Source organism: Roseobacter sp. MH60115 (genome assembly GCF_015644665.1).
In the GTDB taxonomy this organism is placed as follows: domain Bacteria; phylum Pseudomonadota; class Alphaproteobacteria; order Rhodobacterales; family Rhodobacteraceae; genus Roseobacter.
This window is the reverse complement of record NZ_JADOBQ010000001.1, coordinates 725,909-751,986: the sequence shown is the minus strand read 5'-3', so window position 1 is coordinate 751,986 and position 26,078 is coordinate 725,909. Positions and strand designations below refer to the sequence as shown.

Here is a 26,078-nt window from a genome sequence, read left to right as displayed (position 1 = left end):
TGATGCCCTCAGGTCTTTGTCTTGTTTAACGCGGCTGCCAGCGCCTGTACCTGCGCAGACGCGGCAACGCCATAGCCGTCGGCATAGCCTTCATGGTTTTGCGCAATCAGGGCCCGGTCGTAAAGATAGTTCACCATGACGCCTGCGGATTGCGCCATCCCGTTGGGCGACAGATCGGCACCGGCGTGTACATCGTGGATCAACGCCCCATTGCCCAGATGGAACCGCGCCACCGGGTCACGCGGGCTGCCGTCATCGCGTTTCGCTGCCAGAAGGTACTGCGCGGCACGCTGGCGTTGATCTTCAGGGGCCTCGCCCATCTGCTGGCCGGTCTCCGCAATCCATTGCATCAACCCCGGGATCGGCGAAAGGGTCACGAAAGTCTCCAACCCCGGTAGGTCCCGCGACAGATCGGCCACCACCTGTTTGATCAGCGAGTTGCCAAAGGAAATGCCCGCCAGCCCGGACTGGCAGTTGGAAATCGAATAGAAAACGGCCGTATCCGCGTCTTCGGCGGCCAGTTCCTTGCGCCTGTCCGACAAGAGCCCCTGCACCGATCCGGGCACGCCCCGTGTCAACGCAACCTCGACAAAAATCAGCGGTTCATTTGGCATCGCCGGGTGGAAATAGGCAAAGCAACGACGGTCGCTGGGCTGCACCCGGCGGCGCAAATCATCCCAGCTGTCGATGGTATGCACCGCCTCATAGGCGATGATCTTTTCCAGCACTTCCGCGGGGCTTTCCCAATCAATCGGGCGCAACACCAGAAACCCGCGATTGAACCAAGAGGACAGCAGGTGCTGAAAATCGTGATCCACCGGGCCAAGCTCAGGGTGGCTGCGGGCAAAACCCAGAAGGTCGTCGCGCATCTGCACCAGCCGCGCGGTGGCCCCCGGTATCTGGTTGAGCCGCCGCGCCAACTCCTGACGCTTCGGCTCTGCCGCCGAGGCAAACCCTTGGTAGCTTTGCCGGGAGGGCGTGGTTTCGAAGTCTGTCAGTGCCCGCCGTACCGCATCCGCATCAATGCCCATATCCTGCGCCAGAAACCCGAAAAACCCCAGTTTTTCAGAAGGACCCATCGCGCCATAGCGGTCGAGGATATGCCCCGCCGTCACGGCACCGGACACCTCCCCGGAACGGCTCAACAAGTCACCACACAGCTCTTCGATGCTGCGTTTTTCGAGGTCAGGCTCCAGCGCACTGCGATACCGCCGCTCGAACACCGTTGAAAGAAGATCGGCAAAAAAGCTCAAAACGTCGGACCCATCACGGCATTGGGCAGCCAGGTCGCAAGGCCGGGGAAGACGCACAGCAGAACGATGGCGATGACCATGCAGGCCACAAAGGGCAGCGACCCCATCAGAATGGTTTTGAGCGAAATGTCCGGCGCGATACCGTTGATCACATAGAGGTTGAGGCCCACGGGCGGGCTGATCAACCCGATCTCCATGTTGATCGTCAACACCACGGCAAACCAGATCGGATCGAACCCGGCGGTGGTGATGATCGGTAGCAGAATGGGCGCCGCCATCAGGATCACCGCCACGGGGGGCAGAAAGAACCCCGCGATCAGCAAAAAGACGTTTACCGTGCCCATCAGCACCCAGCGGTTGACCTCCAGCGTGCCGATCCATTCCGCGATGGATTGCGTGATGAAAAGGCTGGAGAGCATGTAGGAAAACACACCGGCGGCGGCGATGATGAAGAGGATCATCACGCTTTCCTTGGTGCTGTCGCGCAGTACGTGCCAGAGCGCCTTCGGGCTCCAGAGTTTATAGATCACCATGGCAATGATCAGGCACAAGAGCGCGCCGACGGCGGCGGTTTCAGAAGGCGTCGCGATGCCGCCGTACATGGCGTAGAGCACACCGATGATAATGCCGATGAAGGGCAGCACCCGGGGCAGGATTTCGAACCGTTCACGCCAGGAATAGCTGCCCGCCGTCAGCAGGGTGGTGTTACCGGATTTCCACGTGGAGTAGAGCGACCAGACCATGAAAAGTGCGACCAGCAGCAGCCCCGGGATGACGCCGGCGAGAAACAGACGGCCAATCGAGGTTTCCGTCGCGATGCCGTAGACGATCATCGTGACCGATGGCGGGATCAGGATGCCCAACGTGCCGCCCGCCGCGATGGACCCGGCGGCGACCCCATCGGGATAGCCGCGCTTGCGCATCTCGGGGATGCCCATCTTGCCGATGGCCGCACAGGTGGCCGGGCTCGACCCGGACATGGCGGCAAAAAGTGCACAGGCGCCGAGGTTGGAAATCACCAGCCCGCCGGGCACGCGGGTCAGCCAGCGTTCCAGCGCTTCATAGAGGTCCGCCCCGGCCCGCGTCGAGGCGATGGATGCGCCCATGATGATGAACATCGGGATCGAGAGCAGCGCGAAATTATCGAGCTTGCCAAAGAGGATTTCGGGCATCAGCTCAAGGCTGCGCAGCCCGTCGAAGATCATAAGGAAACCGGCGGAGACGATCAGCAAACCGATGGCGACCGACACGCCGGAAAAGAGCACGATGATGGTAGAGAGGGCGACCAGCGCACCGAGGACAAGCGGATCCATCAGCTCTCCTCCAGCCCGAATGGTTTTTCGGTGCCGGTCAGCACGCCCACCAGATCCGCGATCAGCTGCAGCATCAACAGGCCAAAGCCCACCGGCAGCGCAAGATAGGGAATCCACAGCCGCACGCCCCAGACGGTGTCGGATTTCCACCCCCGATCCCAGGCGAAATGCCAGTAATCATAGCCGTACCACAGCATCACGCCGATGATCGCAATGGAGAGCGACAGGGTCAGCACCGCCAGCGCCCGACGTGCCCGCATCGGCAGGGCAAGCGGGATCAGGTCGACATTCACATGGCCGCGCAGGCGTTGCACATAGGGCAGCCCCACCAGCGTGGCACCGATCACCAGGTAGATGACCATTTCGGTCTGCCAGACAGTGGAGCCATTCAGGACAAAGCGCACAAAGATCATCTGGCAGGTGATCGCCACAGCGGTCACGATCATCGCGGCAGAGCACCACCCGGCGACTGTCGACAATGCGGCCACTGCGCGCAGAAAGGGGTGATTGCCAACCTGCGTGGCGGTGGCAGAGGATGGACCGGCCATGAGCTATCCTGATTGAGCAGAAAAAAATGGGGCGGCGATTGCACGCCGCCCGGGGTGTTTTATTCGACGGCCAACGCCATATCGAGCAGCGCCTGCCCGTCCGGCACCTCTTCGACGAAGGCCTTGAACGATGTCTCCTGTGCAACCGCCTGCCAGGCGGCGAAATCTTCCGCCGTCATCTGCGCAATCTCGACACCGGCGTCCTCGAACACCTTCACGGAAGCCGCGTCCTGCTTTTTCGCCTCTTCGAGATAGAAGGCTTCGGCCTTTTCAGAGGCTTCCAGCAGGGCTGTCTGCTGGGCGTCGCTCAACCCGTCAAAGGTGGATTTATTCATGAGCACCGGCTGATACATGAACCACAAGGCCACATCCGAGGCCGGGGTATAGCACGAGACCTGCTCGTAAATCCGGTAGGACACGAAGGACGACGACGAGGTATTCGCAGCCGTCAGAACGCCGGTCTGCATGGCGTTGTAGATCTCGGATGACGCCATGGAGGCGATGGAGGCCCCTGCCCCCGCCAGCATCTGCTCGAACGCCTTACCCGCGGCCCGTGTCTGCTGGCCAACCACGTCTTCGGGGCTGGTGATGCATTTGTCCTTGCCGACAAAACCGCCCGCCAGATAGCCGTGCACCAGCACCATGACATCGTCATCGGCCATCTTCGCTTCCAGCGCCTCCATAAAGGGGCTGTCGCTCAGACGGGCCGCGTGGTCGTGGTTTTTCACCAGCCCCGGCATCAGCGTCAGGTTATAGGCAGGTTGCTGGCCACCGGCATAGCTCAAGGGCAGCACGGTCATATCCAACTGTCCCCGGCTGAGGGGTTTGTATTGCTCACGCGGCTTGAAGAGCGATTTGGAGCCGAAAATCTTGATCTCCAGATCGACATCCGCGGCGGCGACCTCATCCGCGATGATCTGTGCCACCTGGTGGCGTACGTCCTTGTTGGACCATTGATGTGACAGGCGCAACTCGGTCGCCTGCGCGGTGGCAGCGCCGGTGGCGAGAATGGCAGCAAGCGCTGCGGAAAGCAGTGATGTTCTCATTTTTTCCTCCCAGAATGCCGGTGAGATAGCTCCGGCCGATATGTCAGCATTTAACCTCTCGCATTCAGAGTCAATATTTTTGTATACAACAATATGATTGTCGCACACGCTGTTTGTGCCTAGAATGGGCATATGGATGTCAGGCACGCAGACAGAATAGCGGACGCGCTGGAGGAGCTGGTCTTCACCGGTCAATTCAATGACGGCGACCGGTTGGATGAGATTCGGCTGGCCAAACAGTTCGGCGTCTCCCGCACCCCCATCCGCGAAGCGCTGCAGCGGCTGGTGGCCTCCGGCATCGCCGAGCAGCTGCCGCGCCGGGGGGTCTTTGTGCGCCAGCCGGGGCCTGTGGAACTGATGGAGATGTTCGAGACCATGGCCGAGATCGAGGCGGTCTGCGGGCGTCTGGCCGCGCGCCGTATCTCAGATGAGGCGCTGGCGGAGCTGGAACAGGCCAATGATCTCTGCCGCGCGGCGATGGCATCACAGGATACCGATGCCTATTACCGCGAGAACGAGCGGTTTCATCACACGATCTATGCGCAATCCGGCAACAGCTATCTCGCCGGGCAGGCCCTGCGGCTGCATCGCCGGCTGAAACCTTTCCGCAGGCTCCAGCTCCGGCTGCGCGGACGTCTTGCGCAGTCGATGGGGGAGCATGAGGAGATTGTCGCGGCGCTGCGGTCAGGGGATGACGCCCGTGCCGCCACTGCGCTGCGGGACCACGTGGGCATTCAGGGCGAAAAATTCCGCCATCTGATGACGGAACTGCGCACCGCGGCGCAATAGGCTCAATCGCCGAGCCGTACCGCCTGGCCAGTGCCTTGTTCGGCCGCCGAGAATCCGGCTTCATTCAGGGCGAAATTCGCACCCACCGCGATGACGGCCATGGCCACAAAGGCGAGAATGATCTCTCTCATGCCTTGCCCGCCTTTGATTGCTGCTCCTCGACCTCGGCGGTCCAGAGGCTGTGGTGTTCACGCGCCCACTGCAGTTCCACCTCGCCATCGCCCATGGCCGCGTAGGCCCCTTCCATACCGACCGAACCGATGTAGATATGCGCGATGATGATCGCCATCAGCACAAAGCTGACGATGGCATGCCAGAGCTGGGCGTATTGCATTTCCTCATGCGGGGCGAGCGCGGTGTTCAGCTCTCCCAAGCCCAGCAGTTGTGGCAGCCCCACGGCGTTGAGCTTTTCAAAGGTCACGGCGAACATCGGCATCTCGAAGGGAAAGAGCAGTGACAGTCCCGATGCCGAGATAGAGGCACCCAGAATGATCACCGACCAGAAGATTAGTTTTTGACCTGCGTTGAATTTCTTGGCCGGGGGGTGGCCGCCGCCAAAGATGCCGCCGCCTTTCAGGATCCAGTTGATGTCCGTCCGGTCCGGCAGGTTGTGCACCACCCAGAAGACAAAGACGAGCACCAGCGCCAGCATGAAAGCCCATGAGATATTGTTGTGCACCCATTTGGACCCCATCGCCAGCGTTGCGAAGGCTTCGGGACCGAAGGCCGGGATCAGCAGCTTGCGGCCTGCCAGCGTGATGAGCCCCGTGATGCCCAGAATAATGAAGGACCCCGCCAGCAACCAATGGGCAAAACGCTCGATGGCTTTGAACCGCAGGATGGTGCGACCGGTCTTTTCACCGTCAATGCGAATGCGGCCGCGGATCAGGTAGAAGAGCGCCAGCAGCACGACCATACCGCCCAGAAGTGCGCCGCCATAGGTCAGCAGTGGCCCTTCGCGAAACAGCAACCAGCGCATGCCCCCGTCCTGGATCAACACGTCTGCGGCTGGTCCGCGCGCCTGCGTGGTGATGGCTGCCGAATTGTAGCGATAAGCGCGCCAGAGATCCGGGTCCGATGCCCCACCGAGGGTGCCTAATTGATCGGTCTTGGCGGCGGCGTTGTCAGGATTACCCGTCAACGTGCTGCGAAAGCTGTCATCGATCTTGAGCCCTTCCTGACGCTTGAGAATGTCTTCGAGCGTCTGCGCCCCGCCTGTCGCACTGCGGTCAACGGGGGCCGCCTCCTGCGCCTGAACGCTCATGGCGAGGCCCAGCGTGACAATCAGAAGGCATAAAAATCGGAGCATGGGATTTTCCTGTTCTCTCAAGACACACGGGGCGGCCCCAAAGAGCCGCCCCGAAAGAGTTCACAACCTTGAGGCGAAGGTCAACCGCCTTTCTGGTCGTAGGCTGTGCCCCAGCCCCAGGCGCCGGAGCCGAAACCACGGGCCACGACGCGTTCGCGGTAGATGCTGGAGACGACGTCGCCGTCCCCCGCCAGCAGCGCCTTGGTGGCACACATCTCGGCGCAGATCGGCAGCTTGCCTTCCGCGATCCGGTTGCGCCCGTATTTGGCGAATTCGGCGGTGGAGTTGTTCTCCTCCGGTCCCCCGGCGCAGAAGGTGCATTTGTCCATCTTGCCGCGGCTGCCGAAGTTGCCCGCTTGCGGGAACTGTGGCGCGCCGAAGGGGCATGCGTAAAAGCAGTACCCGCAGCCGATGCAGAGATCCTTGGAGTGCAGGACGACGCCTTCTTCGTTCTGGTAGAAACAATCCACCGGGCAGACGGCCATGCAAGGCGCGTCCGAACAATGCATGCAGGCGACGGAGATCGAACGCTCCCCCGGCTTGCCGTCATTGATCGTCACGACCTTGCGGCGGTTTATGCCCCACGGCACTTCGTGCTCGTTCTTACAGGCGGTGACGCAGGCGTTGCATTCAATGCAGCGTTCAGCGTCGACGAGAAATTTTGCTCTAGCGGCCATTTTTCATGTCCTCCCTTACGCTGCCCAGATTTTGCAGAGCGTTGATTTCGTCTCCTGCATCTGGGTCACGCTGTCATAGCCATAGGTCTGCGCCGTGTTGGACGCCTCGCCCAACACATATGGATCGGCGCCTTCGGGATATTTATCCCTCAGATCGACCCCCTCCAGATGCCCGCCGAAGTGGAAGGGCATGAAGGCCACGCCCGCCTCGACCCGTTCGGTGACCATGGCCATGACCTTGACCTTGCCGCCTTCGGGGCCTTCGACCCAGACCTGTTCGCCATCGCGCAGGCCAAGATTGTTGGCATCGCGCGGGTTCACCTCGACAAACATGTCCTGCTGGAGTTCCGCCAGCCAGGGGTTGGAGCGGGATTCGTCACCACCGCCCTCATATTCGACCAGACGACCCGAGGTCAGGATCATCGGATACTCCTGGCTGAAGTCTTTTTCCTGGATCGACTTGTACATGGTCGGCAGGCGCCAGAACTTCTTGTCCTCATAAGTCGGATAGTCGGCCACGAGATCACGCCGGTTGGTATAAAGCGGCTCGCGGTGCACCGGCACCGGATCGGGGAAAGTCCAGACCACCGCACGGGCCTTGGCGTTGCCGAAGGGCGCGCAGCCGTGCTTGATCGCCACCCGCTGGATGCCGCCTGACAGATCGGTCTTCCAATTGATCTTGGAAACCCGCTCGTTGTAGTCCGACGGGAAGGGCGACATTGACGTCTCTCCCACCTCTTCGGACCCATCTGCCGGTTTTGCGGCTTCGGCCATCTTTTCGGTATCGTCGCTTTCGCCCACGGTATCGAATTCCATGCCGACAGACTTGCCGATGACGCGCTTTTCCGCATCCGTCAAATCACCGTCCCAACCGAGATCGATCAGCATCTGCATGGTGAACTCAGGGTATCCGTCCTGAATTTCCGCCCCGGGGTTGGAGACCCCTTCGGCCAGCAGGTTATCGCCATCCCGCTCCACGCCAAAGCGCGCGCGGAACGCCAGACCGCCTTCCGCCACCGGCAGCGACATGTCATAGAGGTTCGCAGTGCCCGGATGGTTCATCTCCGGCGTGCCCCAGCAGGGCCATGGCATGCCATAGAAATCGCCATCCGCCGGGCCACCAACGGCCCGCAGCGAGGTGCGGTCAAAGGTGTGCTGGTTGGCCATGTGCATCTTGAGACGCTCAGGGCTCTGACCGGTATAGCCAATGGTCCACATGCCGCGGTTGAATTCGCGGGTGATGTCCTCGATCACCGGCTCTTCACCGTCCATCTCGATGTTGCGGAAGAGCTTGTCATGGAAACCCAGTTTCTTGGCAAACATCGATATGATCGTGTGGTCGGGCAGTGATTCAAAGATCGGATCGACCACCTTGTCGCGCCACTGCAGGGACCGGTTGGAGGCCGTGGCAGAGCCGCGGGTCTCGAACTGGGTACAGGCAGGCAGCAGGTAAACGCCATCCTCGCGGTCCTGCAGGACGGCAGAAACGGTTGGATAGGGGTCGACGACGACCATCATGTCCAGCTTCTCCATCGCCGTCTTCATCTCTTTCTGACGGGTCTGCGAGTTGGGCGCATGGCCCCAAAGCATCATGACGCGCGTATTGTCGGGCTGGTCGATGTTGTCCTTCTCTTCCAGAACCCCGTCGATCCAGCGCGACACCGGAATGCCGGTCTCGTTCATCATCAGGCGGTCGGTGCCATCCTTGCCGGCACCTTCCATGACGGAGAAGCGGGATTTCAGCCAATCCAGATCCTCTTCCCAGACCCGTGCCCAATGTGCCCAGGAGCCAGGCGTGAGCCCGTAGTACCCCGGCAGCGTATTGGCCAGCACACCCAGGTCGGTCGCGCCCTGCACGTTGTCGTGGCCGCGGAAGATGTTGGTACCACCGCCAGCGGTGCCCATGTTGCCAAGGGCAAGCTGCAACACACAATACGCACGCGTATTGTTATTGCCGTTGGTGTGCTGCGTGCCGCCCATGCACCAGATCACGGTGCCGGGGCGGTTGTTGACCAGCGTCCGCGCCACACGGCGCAGCTGGCTGCCGGGCGCGCCGGTGACGCGTTCGACTTCCTCGGGTGTCCAGTTGGCGACCTCGGCCTTGATCTGATCCATGCCCCAGACGCGGGTGCGGATGAACTCCTTGTCCTCCCACTCGTTCTCGAAGATGTGCCAGAGGATGCCCCAGACCAGCGCCACATCGGTGCCCGGACGGAAGCGCACATATTCATCCGCGTGCGCTGCGGTGCGCGTAAAGCGCGGGTCGCAGACGATCAGCGGCGCGTTGTTCTGCTCTTTCGCTTTTAGCATGTGCAGCAGCGAGACCGGGTGCGCCTCTGCCGGGTTGCCACCGATCAGGAACATCGCCTTGGAATTGTGCATGTCGTTGTAGCTGTTGGTCATGGCGCCGTAGCCCCATGTATTCGCCACACCCGCCACGGTGGTGGAGTGACAGATCCGCGCCTGGTGGTCGACGTTGTTGGTGCCCCAATAGGCCGCGAACTTGCGGAACAGATAGGCCTGTTCGTTATTGTGCTTGGCCGAGCCCAGCAGGTAAACGGAATCCGGTCCGCTTTCCTCGCGGACGCTCATCATCTTGTCGCCGATCTCTTCGATCGCCTGCTCCCAGGAGATGCGCTTCCACTCACCACCCTCTTTCTTCATCGGGTACTTCAGGCGGCGTTCGCCATGCGCATGCTCGCGCACCGCCGCGCCCTTGGCACAATGGGCGCCGAGGTTGAACGGGCTGTCCCATCCGGGTTCCTGCCCTGTCCAGACGCCGTTCGACACTTCCGCAACGACCGTACAACCGACCGAGCAGTGGGTGCAGACGGATTTGATGGTTTCAACTGCGCCCGTCGCTGCAGTCGCAGCGGAGGCTTGGGTGACAGCGCCGCCCGTGGCGGAGATGGCGGCCAGCCCGCCAATCGCCAGGCCGGAGCCTCGCAAAAACGCACGGCGGTCAACGGATGATGCGGCCCCGTCCGACAGGATGTTCGTCCGTCCTGCACGCTGCGTGACCGAATTGGTCTTTTTCCTTAACATACTTCCCTCCCTTGCTGCCCCGATCAGGTGGCTGGGTATTTAATGTCGAAGCGCCGTCAGGCTGCACCGCTCAGATGCACCCCCGGCGCAAATCAGAAGCGCGCGCTGGCGAGATAAGCGCGCGTGTGGGCGGTGTCCTGCATCTTGTCAGAGGTCATATCCACCTCGGCAGCTTCCGCCGTTCCTGTCCCGGCTGCCACGGCAACGGCTGCCGCAGGGGCTGCTGTGCCCGCCAGTTTCAGGAAATCCCGGCGATTTGTGTCGCCATCCGATTTCTGTGCCATGTATCCTTCTCCCTTTCGTCTTTGCGGACGGCGTCCCGTCCCTTTTCGGCGGATCAGTCCGCCGTCATTCTGAATGCTTCTTTCTCGATCTCCATGAAGGCGCGGCCAACGGCCCCGACGCCTGCGTAGAATACCGAAGATTTCGCGCCTTCGAGGTCCGTGTAGAAATGCGTGGCCCAGGGGGCGATGTGGCTGTTGAAAAAGCCGCGCTGCTGGTCGAGCCGTGCAGGCTGTCCAAAGCGGCCGACAATCATGCCGCCCATCATTTCCATCAACGCCGCCATGCTGTCTTCGGGCTCAAAGGCGTTTTCGGCGCGCGTCATCTGATGCGCGGCCATATCCTGCCGCAGCTTGGCCAGCGGCTTTTCGTTCAGGAACCCCGTCAGATAGTAGCTGGCGTAGGGCAAAAGCTCCCCGCGTCCCAGCCCGATGAAGAGCGCGTTGAACTCCCGTTCCACCGCCTTGGGTTTCGTGACCTTCGCGACCCGTGCCAGGCTGTTGATCGCCTGCCCCATGGGGCTGTCATCACCTTGTAGCGCGGCGGTCTGGTCCAGCAGCATCTGATCTGCCGGACGGGCCAGCAGCAGGCCAATAAAGTTGTAAAGATCGGCGCGCAGCCGGTCTTCCGCCGCAATGTCGAGGGTTTCTGCCGCCACCGTCACGCCTGCGCCTCCTCGAACTGGAACCGCATGCGCCGTGGTACCGGCGCAGCTTCGACAGTGTCTTGCGCATCGGCAACCAAATCTTCTGATTGCACCTCGGACACAACAGGCTCAGGCTCCGGTGCTTCCGTCTCAACCTGCTCGGCAATGTCCTCAACGACATCATCAGACGCTTCCGCATCCGCCTTGGCCAGTTCTTCCTGACGCGCCATCTCTTCGACATGCGCCATCATGCCCTTGCCCACCTGATAGGCGGTCTGGATCGGCCCACCGGCCAGCATCGCCGCGCGGTAGTCGTCGTCGTATTCATTCAACCCATCGACACAGGCCAGTACCGGATTGCTGCGCCAGAGCTTGCGCAGCGCCTTGTTCCGCAAATGTTTGGGCACTTCTTCAGCCATGAAGGCGGCGAAATCATCACCGGCCTGCATCCGGTCAGGATCCGGCAGCCCCATCTCCTCCAGAACCACTGCGTCATCCTTCCCGGCCAATTCCGCTTCACGCACTGCAGACAGCTGTTCCGCTTCGACCCGCGCTTCCGCTTCTGCCTCGGCTTGAACGGCGGCGCGTCTGCGCGCCCAGAAAGAGCTTTGCGCCGTCATTCCGCCCCCTCCTGCAGGTTGGCAGTCGGCGCGCGGTAAACATCCGTAGTCTGGGAAATGCGGGCATCTCCAATACCGGCCTGCTTGCGGTCCGTGCGGTGTTTGTTACGCCGCCGCTTCACAAAGGGCTCTTCGCGGTGGTGCTGGTCGACAAACGCCGTGACCCACTCCAGAACGGCGGGCGGCATCGCCACACGCTCCACCTGCTCTTCCCCGCTGTCGGAATAGTCCTGCGCCTCATAGGGCGACACGGTCACGGTGAGAACGTCCAGCGGCGCGTCACCTTCACCCTCGCGCAGGATCACATAGACGGACGGCGACTGCGCCTGCAATTCATGCGCGTAGGCTTCCGTATCCGAAACATAGAGGTGAATATCATGGGTTGATGCGTGATATTCGGTCACGCCGCCTTCGTCGCGCAGCACCTTCCAGGAGGCATCACCGGCACCCGGCAAAACAGACGTGGCACGCCATACCCATTTGGACCAGGCGGTGACACCGGGCGACCGGCGCAAGACCACGCCAAGTCTCGCAGATTGCGACTCTGGATAGACGACTCCCAAGATTGCTCCTCAAACGCGCGCTGTACTTGAGCCTACCTTAGCAAACCCCGGTCATTATCCCAGAAAAAAAAGCATGCATCTGTACACATTTAGTCGTAGAGGCCTGCGCCGGTCGGCTTGCATTTCCCCAACTCTCTGAATTACAGGGGCTTTAGCGATTTTGCATTTGGATGGGGCCGCTTGGACCTGCGCCTTCATGTGGACAGACCGGCAGGACCGGGCAGATGCGCGGTCGATTCCGGTTTACGCCGCCGCCGTTTCCTGCCTTTTTGTGCGCCAGTGCCCTATATATGTTGGGGGGACGATGGCGTTGCTGCAGCCGCTGGGGGAGAGATGACAAAAAAACTGGTGCTTTGCGACTGTTTGGGCAGTCAGGCCGTAGATGGTGACGCGATTGCGAAGGCCACGGGCCTGGGGTGCACGAAACTCTTCACCCATGCCTGCGGCGCCCAGATCGCAGAGGTTGCCCAGCATCTTGGCGAGGAGGACGTGATGGTCGCCTGCCAACAGGAAGCCCCTCTCTTCAGGGAGTTGGCCGAGGAAGTTGAAGCGCCCGAGCCCCGTTTCGTCGATCTGCGCGACCGCGCGGGCTGGAGCGATGAAGCCGCGGAGGCGGCACCGAAAATGGCCGCCCTTGCCGCCGAGGCCATGGTGGTCCGCCCGCCCGAACGCACCCGCGACGTGATCTCGAACGGCGCCTGCCTGATCATCGGATCGGGCGAGGTCGCGCAGCAGGCCGCCCGGGATCTGGCCGGTGTTCTGGCCGTGACACTCCTGACCCCTGCCCCGCTTGAGACCACACCGGGCCTGGCTTTTGACGCGGTCTGCGGCACGCTGCGCGGCGCGACCGGGTCGCTGGGTCAGTTCGACATCCGCATTGATGGCTTTCGCCAGATCGTCGCCGGGGGGCGTGGTGCTGCCGACTGGACACCCCCCAAAGATGGCGCGCGGAGTACCTGTGATGTCATCCTTGATCTGAGTGGCGACACGCCCCTCTTTCCGGCCCCGGAAAAACGCGACGGATACCTGCGCGCCGATCCGGGCAGCCAGACCGCCGTGGCCAAGGCGGTGCTCGACGCTTCGCAGATGATCGGTACTTTTGAAAAGCCACTCTACGTGCGGCTGGAAGAACCGCTCTGCGCCCATTCCCGCGCCGAGCAGCCCGCCTGCTCGAAATGTCTGAACATCTGCCCTACCGGTGCGATCACCTCCGCCGGGGAACATGTGGCCATCGATCCGATGATCTGCGCGGGCTGCGGGGCCTGTGCGTCGCTCTGCCCCTCCGGTGCGATCACCTATGACGCGCCGCCGGTGGCCAACCTCTTTGCGCGGCTGAACACGCTGGCCGGCACCTATCGCAAGGCGGGCGGCACGGCCCCGCGCCTGCTGGTGCATGACGATGACTTTGGTGCCGAGATGATTTCGCTCGCGGCACGATACGGTCGCGGATTGCCCGCCGATGTGATCCCCCTCTCGGTCTCCGCTCTGGCCAGCTTTGGCCACGCGGAAATGCTGGCCGCCCTGGCCTGCGGCTTTGCCCATGTGTCGGTTCTGCTGGCCCCGCGCAGCGAAGGCGCGGTGCTGGAACAGGAGATGTCCCTGGCCAATGCGATTGCAGGACAGGACGGCGTCGCGCTGCTGGACTTGAGCGATCCTGATGCCCTGAGCGACGCGCTCTACACAGACACAGAGGCCAAAGCCGTTCAGGACCCCATCCTGCCCCTTGGCAGCCGCCGTCAGGTCACCCGCCTCGCCGCCAAGGCCCTGCAGCCGGAGGCTGAGGTCATCCCCCTGCCCGAAGCCGCCCCCTATGGCGCGGTGCTTGTGGATCAGGAGGCCTGCACCCTATGCCTCTCCTGTGTGTCGCTGTGCCCGGCGGGGGCGCTTGGCGACAACCCGGACAAGCCCCAGCTGCGGTTTCAGGAAGACGCCTGCCTGCAATGCGGTCTTTGCAGCAATATCTGCCCGGAAGATGCCATCACCCTGACCCCGCAACTGAATCTGACAGACTCCGCGTTTACGCAAGTGGTGATGCATGAGGAAGAACCCTTTCCTTGCATCGAATGCGGCGCGCTCTTCGGGTCCGAATCAACGGTGGAACGGATCAAGGAAAAGCTCGCGGGCAAACACGCGATGTTCGCCAATCCCGACACCATCCGCATGATCGAGATGTGTGACAACTGCCGGATACAGGCGCAGTACCATTCGCAAAACAACCCCTTCGCCGGGGGCGAGCGGCCCGCCGTGCGCACCACGGATGATTACCTGAGCAAGCGCAGGGATCACTGAAGTTGCAGCGGCGCGCCCAGATCCGCCGGGGCCACCCCGGACACATAGGCGAGGATCGCCTCCAGGTCATCGACCGTCAGTTCGACCGGCACGATGGGCGACGGCAGTGTTGGATCAAACGGATCAGTCACCCCGTCGATCTGCGTGAAGCTCGGGTGCGGGTTGAGCAGATGGAAATTGGCAAAGCGCCGGTCCCAGTCCGACAGGCCCCGCAGGACCCGGAAAGAGGGCGTAGAGCCCATGCCGTTCATCCTGTTGCTCTCGTTGATCACGTGACAGCGCCCGCAGAGCGACAGCGAGAGTGCCTCGCCTTTTCGTCTGTCGCCGTCAAAGCTCACCTCCACCTCGACCGTCGCCTGCGTCAGCGTGGCGGAATAGGTGGTACCGTCCTCTGCCGTGAAGCTTTCAATCGTGCGCTTGCCCACGTCGGATTTCAGCCACTCCAGAAACCGCACCGCGCGCGGGTCGCCATCATGCTCCAGCCCCCAACGCTGCTGCGGCCCTTCAAACACTGCCGTGCCGCCGCGGGTGAACCGCATCTCGGCCTCGGCATCCGGGCCCACGCGCGCAATCCGCACGGATGTTTTCAGCGAAAAGCGCGGCGCGAGGTATTGCGCCAGCCCCGTGGCCTCCAGCGCCTCCGGCACGGCCAACCGCAAATCCTCTGCATTGAGCGTGGTGGGCAGGAGGACAAGACAGGCAAGCGCCCTCAGTATTCTCCGCATATCGCCCCTCCCGAACTCTGCTCTGTCCAGACAGCCTAGGCGGGCGCTCAATTCACCGTCAAGTTTTCATCTCATCCGCAAAAAAGGACCCACCCCATGTCAGAAGACTTCAACATGTCGATGCGCAAATTCCTCAAACAGGTCGGCGTGACCTCGCAGCAGGCCATCGAAGAGGCCATGCGCAATGCCGGGGATACCAGCGGCAAAACCTATGAGGCCAAGGTGGTGCTGACCATCGACGGACTGGATATGGAACATGTCGTGACCGGGCAAATCTCTGGCGGGCAAGGATAAATGAGTCTGACACGCGACGCGGTTCTGGCCGCGCTGAAGGAGATCGAAGACCCGGTCAGCGGGTCCGACCTGATGTCTGCCGGGCTGATCAAGGCCTTGACCCTCGGGGACGGAGGCGCCGTGCGCTTTGTGATCGAGGTACCGCCTTCGCAGGCGGATCTTTATGGCAAAGTCCAGAAGACGGCGGAGGCGGCGGTGCAAGCCCTGCCCGGCGTTGGCACCGTCTCGGTGGTCATGACCGCGCATAGCACGCCCTCTGCCCCGCCCGATCTGAAACCCCAGAAATCCGCGCCCAGCGGTCCGCAAAAGGTGGCCGGCATTGACCGCATCCTGGCCATTGCCTCGGGCAAGGGCGGCGTGGGCAAATCCACCATCTCCTCCAACATCGCCTGTGCGCTGGCCGCCGAGGGCCGCCGTGTCGGTTTGCTCGATGCGGACGTCTATGGCCCGTCGCAGCCGCGCATGCTGGGTGTCTCCGGGCGTCCGGCCTCCCCCGATGGCAAGACCATCCTGCCGATGCGCAATTTCGGCGTGACCATGATGTCAATCGGTCTGATGACAAATGACGATCAGGCGACCGTCTGGCGCGGCCCGATGCTGATGGGTGCCCTGCAGCAGATGATGAACCAGGTGCAATGGGGGGCATTGGACGTGCTGATTGTCGATCTGCCACCCGGCACCGGGGACGTGCAGATGACCCTGACGCAGAAATTCCAGGTCGATGGTGCGGTTGTTGTTTCGACGCCGCAGGATGTGGCGCTGCTGGATGCGCGCAAGGGGATCGACATGTTCAACCAGCTCGGCACGCCGATCCTCGGTATGATCGAGAATATGTCCACCCACATCTGCTCCAACTGCGGCCATGAGGAGCATGTCTTTGGCCATGGCGGCGTGGCGGCGGAGGCGGAGAAGCTGGGCGTGCCTCTGCTGGCGGAAATCCCGCTGCATCTGGACATCCGCATGGCGGCGGATGGCGGCGCACCCATCGTGGTGTCCAAACCCGACAGCCCGCAGGCAGAGGCCTTTCGCGCCGTGGCCCGCAGCCTGATCGCTGACGGCAAGGCATGAGCGGCGCGCAGTTCCCGCCTCTGTTCTCGGGCCTCGTGACGGCGGGAGCGGACCCGTTCCGCGCGGCCTGCGAAGAGGCGGCGCAAGGCTGCGACGCCGGGCTGGTGGCCTATGACATTGCACCCGATCACTTGCGGGCGGCCATTGTCTTTGCTCCCGAGGTTGCACTGCGCGATGCGATGATCATGCTGCCGGTCTGTGGGGTCGGGTTTCAGAACGCCTTTGGTGCGCTGGCCCCGCCGGAGGTCTCGGTGCATCTGGACTGGGACGGTGGCCTGCGGCTCAATGGCGCGCGCTGCGGCACGCTGCAGGCAGCGGCGGCCCCGGAGGATCCGGAGCGCACGCCGGATTGGCTGGTGATCGGGCTGGCGCTTACGCTCTGGTCGGATCAGGAAGAGACCGGCACCACGCCGGATGTGACCTCGCTCTCTGCCGAAGGCTGCGGCGAGGTGGACCCGGTGGAACTGCTGGAAGCCTGGGTGCGACACACACTGGTCTGGATCAACCGCTGGGACGATGAGGGCGTGAAACCGGTGCACAACGAATGGACCGGGCTGGCCCACGGCATTGGCGATCCGATCACCCTGAAGGGCAAAACCGGCACCTATCGCGGCATTGACGAAACCTTCGGTTTGCTGTTGCAGCAGGACGACGGCTCGACAATCATACCGCTGACCAGCACCCTGAGGGAGATGCCATGAAACTGGCTCGCGCCATTCATTTCGACGACAGCGACACCCGCGTCTTTCACAGCCCCGCGCGCACCGGCGAATGGTGCATTTCGGGCGGGTTCGAGTTTTCCAACTGGTCGGAGGCTGATCTGACCGGCAAAGCGAAGCAGGCCTTCACTAACGGCTGGATGGGCGTGGAAACCTTTGGCCGCGCGAGCTTTGTCGCCGTCACCCAGATCGAGGAGAACGAGCGCGATGCGATTGCCACCGCCCTCGCCCAGCATTTCGTGGACATCTACGGCGCCCCATCGGTCGAGGCGGCGATGGGGGTGGCGATGGAAGAGATCAGCCAGATGGTCGCGCTCTGCGAGGATCAGGCGTTCAACACCCTGCTGACGGTCACGCGCGAGTTGACCGAGGCGGGCGTGAAGGAAAGCTACCGCATGATCGAATCGCAGGACGCTGGCATCGAACAATTCGCCATCCACGGGTCGCTGGACGACGAACCACACCAGCACTAGCGCCGGAGTGAGGCGGGCCGGGTGACGCAGGCGCGCACCGTGGCCGCGAAAAATACCCATCTGTATGACAGGGATGCCAGCACAGCAGATTGCCGGCAGGCTCACGTGGATGACTGCTGACGTATAGGCAGCCGTTATCGGAGCGCATCTTTCAACGCTCGGCGGTACGTGCGACCGACGGGAAGCTCGCGCCCATCTTGCAAGACAACCACTGGGGCGCCATTGCGGTACCGCTGCGCCTGGATTGCACCTCGGGCGACCCACCATGATCGGTGAAGGCGTATGCCATAGTAACCCAGATCAGTCGCTGCGTCATGCAGCGTCGTTCTGATCAATGTCTGACCCAGCGCAGTCTCGGCCCGGACGTAGTGATCCTGCGCGTGCAGCAAGATCAGGTCCTTGCCCAGATGTGCAGGCAATTGATCAAGCCAAGCAGGCCCGGACGTTGACGCCGCGCGCGGCACCGGGACCACTTCGCGTGAGGAGACGGCCTCGAACAAGGTGGCAGCAGCGAAAGAAATGACAATCACGTAAGGCAGAAGCTCCCCCGCATTGGCCCAGAACGGTGTCGCGAAAAACGCCATGTGAAGGCCCGCAAGCCAGGCGGTCAGCGGAACACTCGCAACCGCCGCCCCGATCCCAAGGCTGATCGGCGCATGAATACCATAGGCTTCCGCACAGGTCGCGACAGCGAAGGACACCAGATATCCAAGCCAAAACGTTGTCGTGACAACGACCGTCCAATAGGCGGCGCGCAGCACCGTCGGCAGCGTGTCATAGGTGCCAAACGGACCGGTCAGGCCGATCACGAAACCCAAGCCCAGCAGCGCCGCCCAAAACCGTCCGCGCTGCGCCAAGGCCCGTGCCTCGGCAATGGTTTCCGCCACAACCGTGTCGTTCGCGACTTTTGCCATGTCGTTGACGCCAGACCCATTTCTTCAGTTGCTTAGCGACGGTAGCAGAACACCGACACCGCAACCAGTCACACATGCCTATTACCCGAAAGGCGGACTGTACCTCTTCACCATCACCTGCCCGCAGGGCAGATCTGCCTATGCGCGTGGTTCCGACATGAGGCCATCTGACCATCCGTTTTCCGTGGCGCCCAGCCGCAGCAAAATCATCGAACAAGGAGACCATCTTGCCAACTCATTATCTTTACCTCATCGCATCCGTCATTGCCGAAGCCGTGGGGTACTCCGCATTGAACGCCAGTGCGCAGTTCACCCGGCTCTGGCCCTCGCTTTTGGTGGTTGCGGGGCTTGGGGGGTCTTTCTACTTCCTGACCCTGGCGTTGAAGTACATGCCCGTTGGCATCACATACGCATTGGCCTCCGGCCTTGGCATCATTGTGGTCGTCCTGGCAGGTATATTCATCTTTGGGCAGCGGCTGGACCTCGCGGCTTGCATCGGACTTTCACTGATAATCGCGGGAATAGTTGTCATAAATGCGCTGTCGGATTTCGCTGTGCACTAGGGACGATCCCCGAGCGCGTTCGAATCGCAAAACCCGTCGGCGGCGGCGGGAACGGTGCTGACATCAGCGGCGTCGCAAAGGTATGATCAAAATGGGTTCCGGGCGGTCATTACGACCCAATCATCGCCCTGACCGCCTGGGGTTTTGCCTATTCGGGTTTTGCGTTGAAGATAAAGAGCGTCTCGCCGTTGATGGTGTAGCCGTTGATCAGCTCTGCTGCGCGCGGGCTGGTCAGCCAGTCTTCCAGCTGCAGCGCCAGATCATTCCGGACATGGGCGTGTTTCTCCGGGTTCACGGCCAGAAAGGCGTATTGGTTGAAGAGTGCCGCGTCCCCGGCATAGAGCAGATCGAGGCCCGCCTTGTTGCCAAAGTTGAGCCAGCTCGCGCGATCCGCCAGGATGTAGGCATCGAGACCCGCCGCCGTGTTCAGGCTCGCACCCATCCCTGCGCCGACTTCCCGGTACCAGTCGCCAAAACTCTCTGGCGCCAGATCAGCCGCCTGCCAGAGGGCGATTTCCTTTTTGTGGGTACCGCTGTCATCGCCGCGGCTGACAAAGGCGGGTTTGACCACACCGATACGTTTGAGAGCTTCGGCAGCTGAGCCTGCCTTGGCCACGCCAGCCGGATCCTCCTTGGGCCCGATGAAGACAAAATCATTATACATGATCTCGCGCCGGTAGGTGCCATGGCCTTCGGCCACGAACTTCTCCTCGGCCGTGCGGGAGTGCACCAGGATCGCATCGACATCCCCCGCCTCTCCCAACCGCAGGGCCTGGCCGGTACCGACCACGAGCAGTTGCACATCCAGATCGAGATCTTCCTTGATGGCCGGTAACAGCACATCGGCTAGGCCGGAGTTTTCAAATGAGGTGGTCACGGCCAGTTTGATGTCTTCGGCCAATGCGGCGGTGCCCAAGAACACCGTTGTTAAAAGTGCTGCGATGCGCGTCATCATGCGATGATGTCTCCTCTGAAGAATGCCTGCAATTCGGCGGTCTGCGGCGCGCTGAAGAAATCCGATGCGGGACCCCTTTCATGCACGACGCCATGCAACATGAAGAGTGCATCACCCGCGAGACGTCTGGCTTGACCCAGATCATGTGTGGTCATGATAATGCGGGTTTTTTCCAATAATGCGCTGCGCAGAATGGTTTCGATGTCGCGGGTGGAGGCCCCATCGAGATTGGCGCAGGGTTCGTCCAGAAACAGGACATCCGGTTTGCGGATCAGCGCGCGGGCCAGCGCCAGCTTCTGTTTCTCCCCCCCCGAGAGCCGGGTGGCCTGCAGGCCCATCCGCGCGTCCAGTCCGATCCTCTTGAGCCAGTGATGCACAAGCTCCTCAATCTCCGCGCGGGGCTTGGCAGTCAGTTGCAGGGGATAGCGCAGGTTGTCGGCCACCGTGCGGCGCAACATGATCGGCGTCTGAAAGACATAGGACTGTCGGTGGCGCGCCTCCTCCTCGGGCACGGCCCATGTCGCGCTGCCCTCGCTCAACCGTTCCACCCCGTGCATGACCCGCAGCAGGGTGGTCTTGCCACTGCCGTTGGGACCCACGATCATGGTCAGCCCCTCGGGGTTCAGGGTCAGGTTCACAGGACCCAGCAGACGCTTGCCGCGCCGGCGCACGGACACATCCTTGAGTGTCAAGGGCAGCATCACGCTCACCACCGCCCCTCCCGTTCCGTGCGCGACAGCCAGTGGATGCTGATGTTGATGCCGATGGCCAGCGCGATCAGCACAAAGCCCAGGGCCAGCGCCAGAGCGAAATCCCCCTTGCCGGTTTCCAGCGCGATGGCCGTGGTCAACACGCGGGTGGCATTGTCGATGTTGCCGCCCACGATCATGATCGCGCCAACCTCACCAATGGCCCGCCCGAACCCGGCCAGCGAGGCCGTGAGCAGGTTGCGCCGCCCGTCCCAGATCAGCGTCTTGATCCGCTGCCAGCCACTGGTGTTCAGCGAGATCAGCAGGTCGTGGTATTCCGCCCAGAGCTCGCGCATGGCCTGATGGGTGATCGAGGCAATGAGCGGCGTGATGATGATCACCTGCGCGATGATCATGGCGGTGGGCGTAAAGAGCAGGCCCAACACGCCAAAAGGCCCCGACCGCGACAGCAGGATGTAGACGATCAGCCCCACCACCACCGGCGGCAGCCCCATCAGCGCGTTCAGCAGCGAAATCGTCAGCCGCCGGTAGCGAAACCGCCGGATTGCCAGAAAGGTCCCCAGCGGCAGGGCAATGGCAGAGGCAATTACAAGCGCCGAGAGGCTCACCTGCAAGGAGCGCAGCGAGATTTGCATCAGGTCAGGATCGAAGGTGACCACCAGCCAGAATGCCGCCACCAGGCCTTCCAGAATATCGTTCATGTCTCAGGCCGGATCATCGGACGCGCATTCATGTTTCAGTTGATCCGTCCTAGGACATCACCGGGGTCGGTGCAATCGGATCAGACCAACTCCGCATCCGTCATGATCTCGACCAGCGCCGGGCCCTTGTGGTTCAGGGCTTCCCGGATCGCGGCCTCCAGATCACCCGCCTCGGTGACTTTCACCCCGTGCCCGCCGCTGAGACGCGCAAAGGCGGCAAAGCCGGGGTTCTGCAGATCGGTCTCCCAGACCGGCCATTCGCCCGACCGCTGCTCCTTGGAAATCTTGCCCAGCTCGCCGTTGTGCAGCAGGATATGGGTGATATCCATGCCGTATTTGACAGCCGTCGTGAATTCCATCGGGTATTGGCCAAAGCCGCCATCGCCCGAGATGGACACGACCTTGCACCCCTTCAGATCATCCTTATCCTGCGTTGCCGCCCAGGCCCCCATGGCGGCGGGCAGACCGAACCCGATGGAGCCCAGATAGCCCGACATCAGCACCCGCTGCGTGCCCTTGGTTTCCAGATAGCGGCCAAAGGAATAGGTGTTGTTGCCCACGTCCACGGCGAAAATGGTGTTCTCCGGCACCAGCCGCCCCAGCGCCTCGAAGATGGCAAAGGAATGGATCCCCCGGCCCGTGTCTTCTGCCAGCCGCTGCTGTTTTTCCCGCCGCCAGATGTCCCAGCGCTCTGCCAGTTCGGTGATCTGAGCCACCGCGTCTGGGTTCTTGTGATCCGCCTTGGCGATGGCCTCGCAGAACGCCCCGACGTCGCCCCAGATCGGCAGGGCCACGGGGTGAAACTTGCCTAGCTGCATGCGCTCGTGATCGACCTGGATGATGTCCTTGCTGCGCTCAATCCCGGTGTGGTTAGAGAAACTGGTGCCAAGGGCAATGATCAGATCGGCCTCATTCATGAACCAGCTGGCGATGGGTGTGCCGGACCGGCCCAGCACCCCGCCTGCGCATGAGTGGTCATCGGGCAAAAGCCCCTTGGCCTTGAACGTGGTCAGGACAGGTGTGCCGAGGGTTTCGGCCAGCGCCGCGATGTCCTCGCGCATCGGGTAGGCGCCGTGGCCGACCACGATGATCGGGCGTTTCGCGGCCTTGATCATTGCAGCCGCCTTGTCGATCTCACTTTGCGCCGGGATCACGGGGGCTGCTGTCACCCGCCCCTCCGGCGCACCGGCGGGTTTGTCCGAGCGGTTCGTCTGCACATCATCCGGGAAGATCAGATGCGCGACGTTCTGCTCGACAATCGCTGTCTTGCAGGCGAGCGAGGCCAGCTCCGCGTGGTTGGAACTGCCCAGCACCGGTTGCGAGAAGCTGGTGACGGCCTGAAACGCCGAGAGCAGATCGATGTCCTGAAACGCTCCTGGCCCCATGACCTGCGTCTGCACCTGCCCGGTCAACGCCAGCACCGGCGCGCGGTCCACCTTGGCGTCCCAGAGTCCGGTGAGCAGGTTCGTGGCCCCCGGCCCCGCAATGGTCAGACAGGCGGCGGGCGTACCGGTCAGCTTGCCGTAGGCCGAGGCTGCAAAGGCCGCAGCACCTTCGTGCCGGATGCCGAAATAAGACATCCTGCCATCCACCACGGCCAGCCGGATCGCATCCGACAGCCCCAGATTGGAATGGCCCACCATGCCAAAAACCGATTGCACGCCCCAATTGCTGAGCGTCTCCACCATGACGTCCGTGACCGTCCGTTCATGCGGCGGCTCGGGTTCGATGCCTACAAAAATCTCGCCGCCCCGCACATCCACCGGGTACATCTGCTGGCCGGTGTCCTCATGCCCGCCGGGCGGCTTGCCGGTCAGCGGGTCGAAATCCCAGCCATGCCAGGGGCAGCGAATCCAGCATTTGTCGTCGATGCCTTTTTCGATGGACCCTTCGCCCAGCGGCCCCCGCTGATGCGGGCAGTGGTTGTTCATCGCCGCCCACTGCCCGTCGAAATGCACAAGGCAGATCGAGGTGGTGCGGGCGGTGACCGTCTTGACCCGGCCTTCAGGCAGGTCATCGGTGTGGCCAACGCTGATCCAGTCGAGGGTTTCGTCACTCATTTGGCTCTCCTGTTTCAGATGGCGTGGTGAAGAAATCATAGAGCTTCTGAGCAAGACTCAGGATGGCGAAACACCCCAGTGCCCAGATCAGCAGCTCGAACGGGGCGGCATTGGTCCCGCGCAGCCATTGGCCGACAAGACCGCCCTGCGGGCGCAAAGCCTCAAGCCCGAAAAGGCCCGGGCGGTCCCAGAGCGACAGGTACCAAAAGCGCGAGAGGTAGAAGAAAATCGCAGCGAGACAGGCGATCAGGATCAGCATGAGAACGCGGCGCATCAGTCCAGCACCTCCAGCGTCTTAGGGTCCATGCGCAGAACCAGCAGGTCGCCGCGCCGTTCCACTTCGCCTTCAAGCGAGACGAACTGCGCCACGTAGTGATAGGCGCTTTCCGGCAGGTGCCCGCCATCGGGGCCAGTGACCAGTAGGAATTCGGAGCCATCCACAGGCTGCGTCGAGACAAAGACAGGCGGCACCTTTCCCAGCAGGCAGAGATTGGCGCAGGCTTTGTGCGCCAACCCGCGCCCAGGCCGCATGGCACCGGCCAGGCACTTGCCGTCACAGATTTCACCCGCGAGCTTCCAGCGGCCAAGCGGGATGGTCTCGAAGACGGGCACCTCCCCTTCAGCGGCTTGAAGGCCGTTGCGACCGCCCCGCACCTGCATCATGTCCAAAGATCCGCGTTCGAGCAGCACTCCGGACACCTGCGCCAATTGCCCCTCCAGCGGGATCGCGCGGCTTTCCACATTGGTCTTGCCGCCGCCCGCCAGCATCAGCGTGTGGCCTGCCGGAATGCGTTCATTGCCTTCGGTGACGCGCAAGAGCGGATAGGGTGTCAGTTCCACGACTCCGGTAACCGTTTGCCGCCCGTAGTCGAACCGGAATGCCCCGTCACCCGGATCATCCTGCGCGATGCCAAGCGCCAGACCGAACCCCGCCAGCCCGGAGACAAATAGCACACAGACAGCGAGCAACAGACCCCGCAGCGCCTTGGGCGCAGGCAGGTATCCGACGAAGAAGGGGCGATCCTTGTCACTCATGACGGTGCTCCTACGGGTACCGGTTCCACGTAAGTCCCGGGCGGGTTGGCGCGGGGGTCGACCAGCACGCGGGTGCCGTCGGTCTTCAGATTGTAGGTGGGGATTTTCTCGGTGAAGGGCGCGGGCGACTGGCCGTTGGTGACATCGTATTGAAACCCGTGCCACGGACAGGTCACCAGACAGTCGATGATCTGCCCCTCCCCCAGCGGACCGTTCTGATGCGCGCAGGCGTTGGAAATGGCGCTGAGCTTGCCGTCATTTAGATAGACCGCTACGCGCTCGCCATTTGCCAGCAGCTTGATCTTGGCAAAACCGTCTTTCATCTCCGAGATGTCGCAGACCGGCACCCAACCGGCGACCTCGGACGTCAGCGCCCGATCCGCGCGACGTTCCTTTAGCGCAGCCATCAGGTGGAGTCCCCCAACAGCCGCCGCACCGCCGATGAATATCACCGTAAAGGCGTGGTTCTGCTGGTCCTGCAGGATGCCGAAGGACACATGCGCCACCACCGAAAGGTAGGCCGGGTAGATCAGGTAGTGGATGCGCTTCCAGACAGGCGGGCTGAGGAACTTCATCCAGAAATCATGGCTCGTCGCCGCCAGCAAGATCAGAGTGAAGAGTGCGAAAACCCCGAAGACCTCGAAGGGAAAGCCTGCAAGCTGACCGTAGCTGGTATTGGCGAAGAGCAGCGCCTCGTATTTGTTCGATGACGAGAAGGCGAAGTACCAATCGACGATGTACCCCGCATGGGTGATCGCCACGAAGACGGTCATCACCCCGAAATGACGCCGGTTGTAGAGCAAGGGCAGAAACCGCGGATCAAGCCGCGCCAGAGGGCCAATGCAAAGGATCACGGTCAGCATGACAAAAGCACAGGCCCCGAGGGCACGGGCATTGTGCACTTGGCTGTTGATCGGGCGTTCGTGGCTCAGAATGCCCGGTGCGGCATAGAGAAACACATAGAGAAAGAGCGCCACGCCCAGCAGCATCACCGCATCGTAGATGTATTTGTTCGGGTTCCACTGGACAGGGATGTATTTGACGCTCATTGGCTCACCTCCGCCGGACCGGAAAGTTGCACCGGGGCGATATCCGCAGGCCACGTCTGGCGCAGGCTGAGCCCCGTCAGGATGATCAGGCCGATGCCGATGGGCAATACCCACCCCACCGCAAAATGCGCCCGGCGCGGTGGATCATAGCGGCGCGCCCAGAGCTCGCGCCCGCTCTCATAGAGGTACCAGCGCCAGAGCACCAACGGCCAGATCACCAGAATACCGGGGATCAGTAGGGGGCGAAAAACATAGGCGCCGCGCGCATCCTCATCGATGCGGTCCATGCCGATGGTCAGGAAAATCGCGGCCACCACGGCACCGATGCTGCCCCAGATGCGCAGCCCCATCAGAATGGCTTCGGCCTGGTTCATCGTGCCGCCCTGCCCGCTGCGATTTGTCCCTCATCGTACTGTTGGCTCGGGGCGGAAA

29 protein-coding genes are annotated in these 26,078 nt (G+C 62.2%); 7 read left to right on the top strand and 22 right to left on the bottom strand.

Features of this window, described 5'->3' with window-relative positions; genetic code table 11:
• Window positions 1-8 precede the first annotated feature (8 nt).
• From ISX84_RS03570 to dctP, 4 genes are read right to left on the bottom strand one after another with little or no spacing between them, the layout of a single operon-like run.
• On the bottom strand, window positions 9-1,253 hold the full coding sequence (locus tag ISX84_RS03570; RefSeq protein ID WP_195818934.1) for a malonyl-CoA decarboxylase: 1,245 nt from the start codon (window positions 1,251-1,253) through the stop codon (window positions 9-11).
• Window positions 1,250-2,566, bottom strand: a complete 1,317-nt coding sequence (locus ISX84_RS03565; protein WP_195818933.1) for a TRAP transporter large permease — start codon at window positions 2,564-2,566, stop codon at window positions 1,250-1,252. The genes ISX84_RS03570 and ISX84_RS03565 overlap by 4 nt, the downstream gene beginning before the upstream one ends.
• Window positions 2,566-3,114 (bottom strand): TRAP transporter small permease, encoded by a 549-nt coding sequence (locus ISX84_RS03560; protein WP_195818932.1) that lies wholly within the window; start codon window positions 3,112-3,114, stop codon window positions 2,566-2,568. The genes ISX84_RS03565 and ISX84_RS03560 overlap by 1 nt, the downstream gene beginning before the upstream one ends.
• A gap of 59 nt (window positions 3,115-3,173) precedes the next feature.
• Window positions 3,174-4,160 (bottom strand): TRAP transporter substrate-binding protein DctP, encoded by a 987-nt coding sequence (gene dctP / locus ISX84_RS03555; RefSeq protein WP_195818931.1) that lies wholly within the window; start codon window positions 4,158-4,160, stop codon window positions 3,174-3,176.
• A 132-nt stretch (window positions 4,161-4,292) separates the two neighbouring features.
• Between dctP and ISX84_RS03550 the strand changes: the two genes are divergently transcribed.
• Window positions 4,293-4,949, top strand: coding sequence for a GntR family transcriptional regulator (locus ISX84_RS03550; protein ID WP_195818930.1), 657 nt, complete (start codon window positions 4,293-4,295; stop codon window positions 4,947-4,949).
• A 2-nt stretch (window positions 4,950-4,951) separates the two neighbouring features.
• Here ISX84_RS03550 and ISX84_RS23350 read toward each other — a convergent pair whose 3' ends face one another.
• The 8 genes from ISX84_RS23350 to ISX84_RS03515 all read right to left on the bottom strand — a co-directional run bounded on the left by ISX84_RS23350 (window position 4,952) and on the right by ISX84_RS03515 (window position 12,091).
• Window positions 4,952-5,080, bottom strand: a complete 129-nt coding sequence (locus ISX84_RS23350; protein ID WP_268247426.1) for a hypothetical protein — start codon at window positions 5,078-5,080, stop codon at window positions 4,952-4,954.
• Window positions 5,077-6,258, bottom strand: coding sequence for a formate dehydrogenase subunit gamma (locus tag ISX84_RS03545; RefSeq protein WP_195818929.1), 1,182 nt, complete (start codon window positions 6,256-6,258; stop codon window positions 5,077-5,079). The genes ISX84_RS23350 and ISX84_RS03545 overlap by 4 nt, the downstream gene beginning before the upstream one ends.
• An 80-nt stretch (window positions 6,259-6,338) precedes the next feature.
• Window positions 6,339-6,935: a formate dehydrogenase FDH3 subunit beta gene (gene fdh3B / locus ISX84_RS03540; RefSeq protein ID WP_159975708.1), complete on the bottom strand. Its 597-nt coding sequence runs from the start codon at window positions 6,933-6,935 to the stop codon at window positions 6,339-6,341.
• A 15-nt stretch (window positions 6,936-6,950) separates the two neighbouring features.
• A complete protein-coding gene (locus tag ISX84_RS03535) occupies window positions 6,951-9,980 on the bottom strand; it encodes a formate dehydrogenase subunit alpha (protein WP_195818928.1) in 3,030 nt (1,009 codons plus the stop codon).
• Between the two features lie 92 nt (window positions 9,981-10,072).
• Window positions 10,073-10,264 (bottom strand): twin-arginine translocation signal domain-containing protein, encoded by a 192-nt coding sequence (locus ISX84_RS03530; protein ID WP_195818927.1) that lies wholly within the window; start codon window positions 10,262-10,264, stop codon window positions 10,073-10,075.
• Window positions 10,265-10,317: 53 nt separating this feature from the next.
• Window positions 10,318-10,926 carry a TorD/DmsD family molecular chaperone gene (locus ISX84_RS03525; protein WP_195818926.1) on the bottom strand — a complete coding sequence of 203 codons (609 nt, stop codon included), beginning with the start codon at window positions 10,924-10,926 and terminating at the stop codon, window positions 10,318-10,320.
• Complete coding sequence (locus ISX84_RS03520; RefSeq protein WP_195818925.1) at window positions 10,923-11,528, bottom strand: DUF3306 domain-containing protein; 606 nt, start codon at window positions 11,526-11,528, stop codon at window positions 10,923-10,925. Before ISX84_RS03520 ends, ISX84_RS03525 begins: the two co-directional genes overlap by 4 nt.
• Window positions 11,525-12,091: a DUF3305 domain-containing protein gene (locus ISX84_RS03515; protein WP_229884050.1), complete on the bottom strand. Its 567-nt coding sequence runs from the start codon at window positions 12,089-12,091 to the stop codon at window positions 11,525-11,527. Before ISX84_RS03515 ends, ISX84_RS03520 begins: the two co-directional genes overlap by 4 nt.
• Window positions 12,092-12,424: 333 nt before the next feature.
• Between ISX84_RS03515 and ISX84_RS03510 the strand changes: the two genes are divergently transcribed.
• Window positions 12,425-14,380: a 4Fe-4S binding protein gene (locus tag ISX84_RS03510; protein ID WP_195818924.1), complete on the top strand. Its 1,956-nt coding sequence runs from the start codon at window positions 12,425-12,427 to the stop codon at window positions 14,378-14,380.
• On the opposite strand, the gene ISX84_RS03505 is transcribed toward ISX84_RS03510, so the two are convergent.
• Window positions 14,374-15,105 (bottom strand): hypothetical protein, encoded by a 732-nt coding sequence (locus ISX84_RS03505; RefSeq protein WP_195818923.1) that lies wholly within the window; start codon window positions 15,103-15,105, stop codon window positions 14,374-14,376. The two genes, ISX84_RS03510 and ISX84_RS03505, sit on opposite strands and share 7 nt — an antisense overlap.
• 96 nt (window positions 15,106-15,201) lie before the next feature.
• On the opposite strand from ISX84_RS03505, the gene ISX84_RS03500 reads away from it, so the two are divergent.
• The 4 genes from ISX84_RS03500 to ISX84_RS03485 are packed head-to-tail and all read left to right on the top strand — an operon-like array spanning window position 15,202 to window position 17,659.
• The gene (locus tag ISX84_RS03500) at window positions 15,202-15,399 is read left to right on the top strand and encodes a DUF6494 family protein (protein WP_195818922.1); all 198 of its coding nucleotides are present in this window, start codon (window positions 15,202-15,204) and stop codon (window positions 15,397-15,399) included.
• Window positions 15,400-16,467, top strand: a complete 1,068-nt coding sequence (locus ISX84_RS03495; protein ID WP_195818921.1) for an Mrp/NBP35 family ATP-binding protein — start codon at window positions 15,400-15,402, stop codon at window positions 16,465-16,467. It begins immediately after the preceding gene.
• A complete protein-coding gene (locus ISX84_RS03490) occupies window positions 16,464-17,168 on the top strand; it encodes a biotin/lipoate--protein ligase family protein (protein ID WP_195818920.1) in 705 nt (234 codons plus the stop codon). Before ISX84_RS03495 ends, ISX84_RS03490 begins: the two co-directional genes overlap by 4 nt.
• Window positions 17,165-17,659 carry a DUF6505 family protein gene (locus ISX84_RS03485; RefSeq protein WP_195818919.1) on the top strand — a complete coding sequence of 165 codons (495 nt, stop codon included), beginning with the start codon at window positions 17,165-17,167 and terminating at the stop codon, window positions 17,657-17,659. The genes ISX84_RS03490 and ISX84_RS03485 overlap by 4 nt, the downstream gene beginning before the upstream one ends.
• Before the next feature lie 134 nt (window positions 17,660-17,793).
• On the opposite strand, the gene ISX84_RS03480 is transcribed toward ISX84_RS03485, so the two are convergent.
• Window positions 17,794-18,573 (bottom strand): LytTR family DNA-binding domain-containing protein, encoded by a 780-nt coding sequence (locus tag ISX84_RS03480; protein WP_195818918.1) that lies wholly within the window; start codon window positions 18,571-18,573, stop codon window positions 17,794-17,796.
• Between the two features lie 227 nt (window positions 18,574-18,800).
• On the opposite strand from ISX84_RS03480, the gene ISX84_RS03475 reads away from it, so the two are divergent.
• Window positions 18,801-19,136 carry a DMT family transporter gene (locus ISX84_RS03475; RefSeq protein WP_195818917.1) on the top strand — a complete coding sequence of 112 codons (336 nt, stop codon included), beginning with the start codon at window positions 18,801-18,803 and terminating at the stop codon, window positions 19,134-19,136.
• A 148-nt stretch (window positions 19,137-19,284) separates the two neighbouring features.
• Here the strand turns inward: ISX84_RS03475 and ISX84_RS03470 are convergent, their stop codons facing one another.
• From ISX84_RS03470 to ISX84_RS03435, 8 genes are all read right to left on the bottom strand, one after another.
• Window positions 19,285-20,088, bottom strand: coding sequence for a substrate-binding domain-containing protein (locus tag ISX84_RS03470; protein WP_299866413.1), 804 nt, complete (start codon window positions 20,086-20,088; stop codon window positions 19,285-19,287).
• A complete protein-coding gene (locus ISX84_RS03465) occupies window positions 20,088-20,804 on the bottom strand; it encodes an ATP-binding cassette domain-containing protein (RefSeq protein ID WP_299866416.1) in 717 nt (238 codons plus the stop codon). The genes ISX84_RS03470 and ISX84_RS03465 overlap by 1 nt, the downstream gene beginning before the upstream one ends.
• Window positions 20,798-21,502: an ABC transporter permease gene (locus ISX84_RS03460; RefSeq protein WP_195818915.1), complete on the bottom strand. Its 705-nt coding sequence runs from the start codon at window positions 21,500-21,502 to the stop codon at window positions 20,798-20,800. Before ISX84_RS03460 ends, ISX84_RS03465 begins: the two co-directional genes overlap by 7 nt.
• Before the next feature lie 80 nt (window positions 21,503-21,582).
• Window positions 21,583-23,562, bottom strand: a complete 1,980-nt coding sequence (locus ISX84_RS03455) for a thiamine pyrophosphate-dependent enzyme (RefSeq protein WP_195818914.1) — start codon at window positions 23,560-23,562, stop codon at window positions 21,583-21,585.
• Entirely contained in the window at window positions 23,555-23,836 is a 282-nt protein-coding gene (locus ISX84_RS03450; protein ID WP_195818913.1) for a hypothetical protein, read from the bottom strand. The genes ISX84_RS03455 and ISX84_RS03450 overlap by 8 nt, the downstream gene beginning before the upstream one ends.
• Window positions 23,836-24,597: a hypothetical protein gene (locus tag ISX84_RS03445; protein WP_195818912.1), complete on the bottom strand. Its 762-nt coding sequence runs from the start codon at window positions 24,595-24,597 to the stop codon at window positions 23,836-23,838. Before ISX84_RS03445 ends, ISX84_RS03450 begins: the two co-directional genes overlap by 1 nt.
• Window positions 24,594-25,646 carry a Rieske 2Fe-2S domain-containing protein gene (locus tag ISX84_RS03440; protein ID WP_195818911.1) on the bottom strand — a complete coding sequence of 351 codons (1,053 nt, stop codon included), beginning with the start codon at window positions 25,644-25,646 and terminating at the stop codon, window positions 24,594-24,596. The genes ISX84_RS03445 and ISX84_RS03440 overlap by 4 nt, the downstream gene beginning before the upstream one ends.
• The gene (locus ISX84_RS03435; RefSeq protein ID WP_195818910.1) at window positions 25,643-26,020 is read right to left on the bottom strand and encodes a hypothetical protein; all 378 of its coding nucleotides are present in this window, start codon (window positions 26,018-26,020) and stop codon (window positions 25,643-25,645) included. Before ISX84_RS03435 ends, ISX84_RS03440 begins: the two co-directional genes overlap by 4 nt.
• Window positions 26,021-26,078 lie beyond the last annotated feature (58 nt).

Coding starts and splice junctions, on each gene's coding strand:
- ISX84_RS03565 (WP_195818933.1), bottom strand. CDS start 2,566: ATGGATCCGCTTGTCCTCGGTGCGCTGGTCGCCCTCTCTACCATCATC.
- ISX84_RS03560 (WP_195818932.1), bottom strand. CDS start 3,114: ATGGCCGGTCCATCCTCTGCCACCGCCACGCAGGTTGGCAATCACCCC.
- dctP (WP_195818931.1), bottom strand. CDS start 4,160: ATGAGAACATCACTGCTTTCCGCAGCGCTTGCTGCCATTCTCGCCACC.
- ISX84_RS03550 (WP_195818930.1), top strand. CDS start 4,293: ATGGATGTCAGGCACGCAGACAGAATAGCGGACGCGCTGGAGGAGCTG.
- ISX84_RS23350 (WP_268247426.1), bottom strand. CDS start 5,080: ATGAGAGAGATCATTCTCGCCTTTGTGGCCATGGCCGTCATCGCGGTG.
- ISX84_RS03545 (WP_195818929.1), bottom strand. CDS start 6,258: ATGCTCCGATTTTTATGCCTTCTGATTGTCACGCTGGGCCTCGCCATG.
- fdh3B (WP_159975708.1), bottom strand. CDS start 6,935: ATGGCCGCTAGAGCAAAATTTCTCGTCGACGCTGAACGCTGCATTGAA.
- ISX84_RS03535 (WP_195818928.1), bottom strand. CDS start 9,980: ATGTTAAGGAAAAAGACCAATTCGGTCACGCAGCGTGCAGGACGGACG.
- ISX84_RS03530 (WP_195818927.1), bottom strand. CDS start 10,264: ATGGCACAGAAATCGGATGGCGACACAAATCGCCGGGATTTCCTGAAA.
- ISX84_RS03520 (WP_195818925.1), bottom strand. CDS start 11,528: ATGACGGCGCAAAGCTCTTTCTGGGCGCGCAGACGCGCCGCCGTTCAA.
- ISX84_RS03510 (WP_195818924.1), top strand. CDS start 12,425: ATGACAAAAAAACTGGTGCTTTGCGACTGTTTGGGCAGTCAGGCCGTA.
- ISX84_RS03505 (WP_195818923.1), bottom strand. CDS start 15,105: ATGCGGAGAATACTGAGGGCGCTTGCCTGTCTTGTCCTCCTGCCCACC.
- ISX84_RS03500 (WP_195818922.1), top strand. CDS start 15,202: ATGTCAGAAGACTTCAACATGTCGATGCGCAAATTCCTCAAACAGGTC.
- ISX84_RS03495 (WP_195818921.1), top strand. CDS start 15,400: ATGAGTCTGACACGCGACGCGGTTCTGGCCGCGCTGAAGGAGATCGAA.
- ISX84_RS03490 (WP_195818920.1), top strand. CDS start 16,464: ATGAGCGGCGCGCAGTTCCCGCCTCTGTTCTCGGGCCTCGTGACGGCG.
- ISX84_RS03485 (WP_195818919.1), top strand. CDS start 17,165: ATGAAACTGGCTCGCGCCATTCATTTCGACGACAGCGACACCCGCGTC.
- ISX84_RS03480 (WP_195818918.1), bottom strand. CDS start 18,573: ATGGCAAAAGTCGCGAACGACACGGTTGTGGCGGAAACCATTGCCGAG.
- ISX84_RS03470 (WP_299866413.1), bottom strand. CDS start 20,088: ATGACGCGCATCGCAGCACTTTTAACAACGGTGTTCTTGGGCACCGCC.
- ISX84_RS03460 (WP_195818915.1), bottom strand. CDS start 21,502: ATGAACGATATTCTGGAAGGCCTGGTGGCGGCATTCTGGCTGGTGGTC.
- ISX84_RS03455 (WP_195818914.1), bottom strand. CDS start 23,562: ATGAGTGACGAAACCCTCGACTGGATCAGCGTTGGCCACACCGATGAC.
- ISX84_RS03450 (WP_195818913.1), bottom strand. CDS start 23,836: ATGCGCCGCGTTCTCATGCTGATCCTGATCGCCTGTCTCGCTGCGATT.
- ISX84_RS03445 (WP_195818912.1), bottom strand. CDS start 24,597: ATGAGTGACAAGGATCGCCCCTTCTTCGTCGGATACCTGCCTGCGCCC.
- ISX84_RS03440 (WP_195818911.1), bottom strand. CDS start 25,646: ATGAGCGTCAAATACATCCCTGTCCAGTGGAACCCGAACAAATACATC.
- ISX84_RS03435 (WP_195818910.1), bottom strand. CDS start 26,020: ATGAACCAGGCCGAAGCCATTCTGATGGGGCTGCGCATCTGGGGCAGC.